The sequence below is a fragment of the Kurthia gibsonii genome (assembly GCF_006539985.1).
Taxonomy (GTDB): domain Bacteria; phylum Bacillota; class Bacilli; order Bacillales_A; family Planococcaceae; genus Kurthia; species Kurthia gibsonii.
Window position 1 is genome coordinate 1 of the sequence record NZ_BJOB01000079.1, and the last position, 6,533, is coordinate 6,533.

Annotated in this window: 8 protein-coding genes and 1 riboswitch; of the genes, 6 read left to right on the forward strand and 2 right to left on the reverse strand. The window is 36.1% G+C overall.

Annotated features, from left to right (window positions below):
- Together KGI01_RS13230 and KGI01_RS13235 are read left to right on the forward strand one after the other, a co-directional pair.
- On the forward strand, positions 1–459 hold a 459-nt coding region (locus KGI01_RS13230), incomplete at its 5' end, for an HIT family protein (RefSeq protein WP_255314799.1).
- A gap of 427 nt (positions 460–886) precedes the next feature.
- Positions 887–1,330, forward strand: a complete 444-nt coding sequence (locus tag KGI01_RS13235; protein WP_141275069.1) for a hypothetical protein — start codon at positions 887–889, stop codon at positions 1,328–1,330.
- 44 nt (positions 1,331–1,374) lie between these two features.
- On the opposite strand, the gene KGI01_RS13240 is transcribed toward KGI01_RS13235, so the two are convergent.
- Positions 1,375–2,163 carry a carbon-nitrogen family hydrolase gene (locus KGI01_RS13240; protein ID WP_141275070.1) on the reverse strand — a complete coding sequence of 263 codons (789 nt, stop codon included), beginning with the start codon at positions 2,161–2,163 and terminating at the stop codon, positions 1,375–1,377.
- Between the two features lie 113 nt (positions 2,164–2,276).
- On the opposite strand from KGI01_RS13240, the gene KGI01_RS13245 reads away from it, so the two are divergent.
- The 4 genes from KGI01_RS13245 (at position 2,277) to KGI01_RS13260 (ending at position 6,283) form a co-directional block, all read left to right on the forward strand.
- A complete protein-coding gene (locus KGI01_RS13245; RefSeq protein ID WP_141275071.1) occupies positions 2,277–3,467 on the forward strand; it encodes a pyridoxal phosphate-dependent aminotransferase in 1,191 nt (396 codons plus the stop codon).
- 88 nt (positions 3,468–3,555) lie between these two features.
- A riboswitch (SAM riboswitch) is annotated at positions 3,556–3,670 on the forward strand.
- Between the two features lie 81 nt (positions 3,671–3,751).
- Entirely contained in the window at positions 3,752–4,573 is an 822-nt protein-coding gene (locus KGI01_RS13250) for a MetQ/NlpA family ABC transporter substrate-binding protein (RefSeq protein WP_068456119.1), read from the forward strand.
- A 29-nt stretch (positions 4,574–4,602) separates the two neighbouring features.
- Positions 4,603–5,628 carry a methionine ABC transporter ATP-binding protein gene (locus tag KGI01_RS13255; RefSeq protein WP_141275072.1) on the forward strand — a complete coding sequence of 342 codons (1,026 nt, stop codon included), beginning with the start codon at positions 4,603–4,605 and terminating at the stop codon, positions 5,626–5,628.
- Positions 5,615–6,283: a methionine ABC transporter permease gene (locus KGI01_RS13260; RefSeq protein WP_174795819.1), complete on the forward strand. Its 669-nt coding sequence runs from the start codon at positions 5,615–5,617 to the stop codon at positions 6,281–6,283. Before KGI01_RS13255 ends, KGI01_RS13260 begins: the two co-directional genes overlap by 14 nt.
- Here KGI01_RS13260 and KGI01_RS13265 read toward each other — a convergent pair.
- Complete coding sequence (locus KGI01_RS13265; protein ID WP_141275074.1) at positions 6,280–6,495, reverse strand: hypothetical protein; 216 nt, start codon at positions 6,493–6,495, stop codon at positions 6,280–6,282. The genes KGI01_RS13260 and KGI01_RS13265 overlap by 4 nt on opposite strands.
- Positions 6,496–6,533: the final 38 nt, after the last annotated feature.

Genomic DNA, 6,533 nt, shown 5'->3' on the forward strand with positions numbered 1-6,533 from the left:
GGAAAAATTGTTAATTTAAACATTCACATTCAATATTATTGTTATAAAAAGAAGGTGCCTATTATGAAATGTATTTTCTGTAATGAAATATTAGAAGAACAAGTACTTCTTGAATCTAAAAATTATAAAGTAGTTTTTGATATTGACCCTATTCAATTTGGACATTTACTCATTATCTCGAAAAATCATGTCATGGATATTAGAGATATTACCCCTTCTCAATCTATTGAATTAATAGAATTAGAAAAATCGATAATTAATGTTTTCGAAAAATATTTTTCAGTTACTGGTATTAGTGTAATTCAAAATAATGGAAAAATTATGGATGAAGGAACACATTTTCATGTTCATTTAATTCCTAGATATACTGAAGATAATTTTTGGGGAAATCAGAATGTAAAACAACAAAAAATCCCACTTCAAGAACTTCAATCAAAATTAAAATCTATAACGGACTAAGTCGATATATACATACAATTTTAAAATAACGTTCCTAAATGCAAATTTAGGGTTATGGATTTGAACAAAAACTTATATAAAGAGACAATTTATTAATGCTGTGAATTTGCATTTTTTCGTCTTTATACTTCAATTCCAAAACCTTAGTTGAATAAAGATTTTCATCAATCGAGCGCGATTGTGAAAGAAGAACACTTTTCTTTTTTAAAAGTATTCTTTGAGAAAAAAGCTTTAAATAAAGACCCAAATTTTTTAAAACCTCCATTATCTCAATAAAGATTTAATAGAAGCGGTTTCATTTTATTATATACAATAAAACTTAAATCCCTTAAATGTAAGATGCTGTTTTATTTATTATACTTTTTATCTTATATTTTTAACTAAAAATATTCCTTTTATGGTATTTTATAGTTGGAGGTGTCAAAACATGAAAAAAATATTTTTCATCCTAATTTTTTTATGTGTTAGCTTAACTGCCTATGTGGTCGTAGCCAAAACACCGAAAGAACAATCCTTACAGCACGATATTCTAAATAACATTCAACTCTCTAAAGTAAAAGCAAATACACTTATTTCACATGAAGATCGAATTTATCAAATTGCTTCAGATGATTCTTCCGCGCTACTTTCTTTAGTAGAATCAATGTCTGTAAAAAAAACAAAAATCAAAGACCCTAAAAACTACACAAGTATTTCATTCTCAGGTGCTGGTGGCTCTTTTCAACTTTTCATTTATGAAAATAACTACATAACAATCCCAACACAAGATACTGATACAGTTTATGAGATTATCGAGCCAAAACTAGCGAAAAGACTACTCGATGTAACGAACAAAATACAAGAAAATAAGCAAAATTTACTCTCTAAATAGCGTATTCTAAAAAAGCTAGGACGCATCAGCCCTAGCTTCATTTTTTATTTCAATACATCTTGATACAATTCTGGTCTGCGATCATCATAGACTGGAATACGTGTGCGCACTTCATCAACTTTTGAAAAATCAACGTCGACAATCGCTAATTCCTCATCTTCTCCACCAGTCCATAAAATTTCACCCCATGGTTCGATTACCATCGACTGTCCGTTAAAGTTATCTTTATTGCGACTAATGCGATTGACTGCTACCACAAAACATTGATTTTCAATTGCACGTGCTTGTAATAAAGTTTTCCAATGATCAATTCGTGCAGTTGGCCACTGCGCTGAAACGAATAATACTTTTGCGCCGTTTAATGCGTGTAGACGTAACCATTCTGGGAAACGAATATCGTAGCAAATCACGCCTGCTGCATCTAAATCACCCAGTTTGAAATTATTTTGTGTGTTACCAGAAGATAAATGCAAGTGTTCATCCATCAAGCGGAATAAGTGTGCTTTATCGTATTCGCCTACTAGCTCACCCTCATTATTGTAGACGAGCATCGTATTATAGAATTTGTCGCCCTTTTTCGTTGCGACTGAACCACCAACAATATGAACATGCAATTCTTTTGCTAATTGTGATAAAAAGGCTTTTGTTCTTTCTCCGTCAATATCCGCAAGACCTTCAAGTTTTTCAAGTGCATAACTCGTATTCCACATCTCTGGTAGAATGACAATTTCCGCCCCTTTATTTGCAGCTTCTCGAATGAATTCTTCCACACGAGAAAAATTTTTTTCAACATCGCCAAAAGCAACTTGTAGCTGAATACAACCTAATTTCATCTCTCCACCACCTAGACTTTTTTTCTGAAAAGTATTATGATTCACGATAAAACTTCTACTATTCAGAATATTTCTTTCTCTATCATAACAAAAAAGCCAAAGGAGGCAACCAAATGCCTTATTCTAATTTACTCAAAAAATTACCTGAACAATTTTTCGCGAAACTCGCAAAACGTGTAGCCGAAAAAGTTGCAGAAGGTCACGATATTATTAATTTAGGTCAGGGAAATCCAGACCGCCCGACACCTCCTCATATCGTCAAGGCGATGCAAGAGGCAACAGCCGATGTCGCGAATCATAAATATTCACCGTTTCGTGGAATTGATGAATTAAAAGAGGCGATTGTGACATTTTATAAACGTGAATATGATGTAACACTCGATGCTGCAACAGAAGTCGCTGTGCTATTCGGTGCGAAAGCTGGTCTAGTAGAACTGCCGCTGACACTCTTAAATGCTGGCGATACCATGTTACTTCCTGACCCTGGCTATCCCGACTATTTATCAGGTGTCGCACTTAGTCATGTAAACTTTGAAACGATGCCACTTCTTGCTGAAAATCAGTTTTTACCTGATTACGCGGAAATTGCACCTGATATTTTAGAACGTGCAAAATTGATGTATTTGAATTACCCGAATAATCCTACAGGTGCTACAGCGACACCTGCATTTTTTGAAGAAACGGTACAGCTTGCAAAACAACATGACTTCGTTGTTATGCATGACTTCGCTTATGGAGCACTTGGTTTTGATGGTGTAAAACCGCCTAGTTTTTTACAAACAGAGGGTGCAAAAGAGATCGGTGTTGAATTTTATACCTTATCGAAAACGTATAATATGGCAGGATGGCGTGTTGGCTTTGCTGTCGGCAATAAAGAAGTGATTGCAGGACTTAATTTGCTACAAGATCACCTTTATTGCAGCATTTTCCCAGCGATTCAAGTTGCCGCAGCACATGCATTAACAGGTTCACAAGATTGTGTAGAAGAACAATTGGCTATATATGAAGCTCGTCGTGAAGCACTTATTCAAGCATGTTCAAAAGTTGGATGGTCTGTCACAGCACCTGCCGGTAGTTTTTTTGCTTGGTTAAAAGTGCCTGAAGGTTATACGAGTGAAGCTTTTGCAAATCTTCTTTTAGAACAAGCTTCTGTTGCAGTTGCAGCAGGTAACGGATTCGGTCTACATGGCGAGGGTTACGTTCGCGTTGGTTTACTCGTATCGCCTGAACGATTAGTTGAAGCTGTAGAACGTATTGCACATCTACCTGAAATTTCGACTGTTTTTCGCTCGAAAGTGCATTAATTTTGTTTTCTCAAGAAAATAATGTTTGACTTTACTGAAAATTATCTATAGATTGAATATATCAAATAGTTATATAAAAATATAAAATCTCTTATCAAGAGTAGCTGAGGGACTGGCCCTATGAAGCTCGGCAACCTTCCAATACATCGGTATTGTGAAAGGTGCTAATTCCAGCAAGATGACAAAATCTTGATAGATAAGAGAGGTAAAACCAACACTTTCACCTCTCTTTTTGTTAAGAGAGGTTTTTTTATATACTACATACAAAAAGGAGCGTTTTATTTATGAAAAAAGCAACAGGAATCGTATTATCACTTGTATTATCAGCATCAGTATTAGCAGCATGTGGGAAGAAAACAGAAGATAGCCAAGCAGCAGCCGAAGATAACAAATTAGTATTAGGCGTAACAGGCGGACCACACGAAGAAATCGCAAAAAAAGCAGCGGAAGTAGCGAAAAAAGATGGTTTAGATGTTGAGATTAAAGCATTCTCTGATTATGTATTACCGAATACTTCTCTTGTAGAAGGTGACTTGGATGCAAACAGTTTCCAAACACTAACTTTCTTAGCGAACTTCAATAAAGAGAAAAATGAAAACCTTGTATCAGTTGGTACAACGATTTTAACGCCAATGGGTCTATATTCGAAAAAAGTGAAGAAATTAGAAGATTTAAAAGCAGGTTCAACAATCGCAATTCCAAATGATGCAGCAAATGGTGATCGTGCCCTACAAGTACTAGCAAGCAAAAAAGTTATTTCTCTAAAAGATACTGGCGATAAATTGGCAACACCAAAAGATATTGCAGAAAACAAAAACAAATTTAAATTTGTAGAACTAGAAGCTTCACAATTACCACGTCAATTAGATGAAGTAGATGCAGCAATGATTAATACGAACTTCGTTTTAGAAGCAGGCATTGATCCAAAAACAGCGCTACTACGTGAAAATACAGATTCACCACATATCAACGCAATTGTTGTAGAAGAATCACATAAAAATGACGCAGATGTGAAAAAATTCGTTAAAGCTTATCACTCAGAGACAGTGAAAAAATTCATTGAAGATGAATTTGACGGTGCAGTAATCCCTGTATTCGATAAGTAAACGGTTAGATTGAAAAGGAGGAGTCATCTATGATTGAGCTGAAAAATATTGAGAAAAATTTCGTTTCAAATAAAAAAGTCGTAACTGCTGTAAGAGATGTCAATCTTACAGTACCTGCTGGAGAAATTCATGGTGTTATTGGCTATAGTGGTGCTGGTAAAAGTACATTAATTCGTTGTGTGAATCTACTTGAACAACCATCAAAAGGACAAGTTCTAATCGATGGGAAAGATTTAACGAAGTTATCGGCATCTGGTTTGCGTAAAGTACGCAGTAAAGTCGGTATGATTTTCCAACACTTTAACTTATTAAAAACAGTCACAGTGTATGAAAATATCGCGATTCCATTAAAGCTAGCGGGTGTACCGAAAAAAGAATTAGGTGCACGTGTACAAAAATACCTACAAATTGTTGGTTTAGAAGACCGCGCAACGAACTATCCTGCTCAACTTTCTGGCGGGCAGAAACAACGTGTCGCGATTGCACGCGCCCTATCACTTGAACCGACTATTTTATTAAGCGATGAAGCGACTTCAGCACTCGACCCAGAAACGACGGATTCAATTTTAGATTTACTCCTAAAAATCAATCGTGAGCTTGGCATTACAATTTTATTAATTACACATGAAATGAATGTTATTCAAAAAATTTGCGACCATGTCTATGTGATGGAGAACGGTTCAGTTGTGGAACAAGGCTCGACAATTGAATTGTTCACAAATCCACAACATGCGACAACACGTAAATTTTTAAATACGATTTCACAACGTCAATTAAGTGATTCACTTATTGATTCCCTTCATGTAACAGGTGATGTAACACGTCTTACATTCGTTGGTGCAAGCACAGGGCAACCTGCACTTGCTGAGATTAGTAAACGTTTTGCCGTCACACCAAACATTTTAGCTGCAAATATTATCGAACTTAAAAATGGCATTGTCGGTAACATTACAGTGCATTTAGAAGGCGATGATGCAGCACGAGAACAGGCGTTACAATACCTTGAGCAATCAGGAATTCAAGTGGAACAGTTAGGAGGTCTTGTCTATGCGTGAATTTATTGATCAATGGGGCGATATTTTATGGGAAGGCGCGATTCAAACCTTCCAAATGACAAGTATCTCACTCATTATTGCTATCTTAATTGGTATCCCACTCGGTGTAGCAGTTGTGTTAACGCGTCCTGGACAACTTCTGGCAAATCGTTTTTTCTATCAAGTTTTAAATATTATCATTAATATTGTACGTTCAATTCCATTTATCATTTTATTATTCTTCATCATTCCATTTACAAAATTCATTGTTGGTACAACGATTGGCGTAGAAGGAATTATCGTACCACTTGTTCTTTATACAGCTCCTTACATCGCACGTCTAATGGAAACAGCTTTATTAGAAGTGGATCATGGTGTCATTGAAGCTTATAAGGCTATGGGTATGAAACGTGGACAAATTATTTGGCACGTATTACTACGTGAAGCACGTCCATCGATTATTTTAGGTTTAACACTTGCGACAGTGAGCTTAATTGGCGCAACAGCTATGGCTGGCCTTGTTGGTGGCGGCGGTTTAGGCGACATCGCTTATCGCTATGGTTTCCAACAATATGAAACACCATTAATGTATGTTGTCGTTATCTTGTTAATCTTACTCGTTCAAGTATTACAAACTGTCGGGAATAAATGGTCAGCTCATTTAAAAAGAGATTAGCGCTTCATTTTTACAAAGGGTTCAAAGTCGAAATCAATTGATTTCGGCTTTTTATATGGTTTGAGACGAAGATAGAAAGTGAGATTTGGGACATTCGGGTGTCGATTTGGGTCATTCGCTGAAGGTGTTGGGTCACTCGCTGCTCGATTTGGGCCATTCAACCGTCCAAACAGGACATTCGAAGGCGAAAATGGATCACTCGCACAAAACACCTAAATTGCTCCCTCTCTGCACTTTCTTCAAGGCTTTT